The sequence below is a fragment of the uncultured Tenacibaculum sp. genome (assembly GCF_947494125.1).
Taxonomy (GTDB): domain Bacteria; phylum Bacteroidota; class Bacteroidia; order Flavobacteriales; family Flavobacteriaceae; genus Polaribacter.
Genome location: NZ_CANLTU010000066.1, coordinates 1 through 215 on the forward strand (window position 1 = coordinate 1; position 215 = coordinate 215).

The 215-nt window shown below is 37.2% G+C and carries 1 protein-coding gene; it reads right to left on the minus strand.

Annotated elements, in window-relative coordinates; all coding sequences use genetic code 11:
• The coding region (locus Q0881_RS17830; protein ID WP_299163344.1) for a hypothetical protein at positions 1-215 on the minus strand (215 nt) is incomplete at both ends.

The following is a 215-nucleotide window of genomic DNA, read 5'->3' on the forward strand; positions in this document are numbered from 1 at the left end:
TTCCTGTGGCTCCAGTTGTTGTATGTGTAATATCTGTTATACTACTATTTGCACATACTGTTGGACTACTTGACCCAGCACTCGCTGTAGTATTTGACCCTACTGTTATGGTTCCTATTGCTTTTTCGCTTCCACAAGCTCCGTTTAATGAAATTTCATAATTAAAAACGCCACTAACTGTTGGTGTTCCACTTATGGTAATTACATTATTTAAC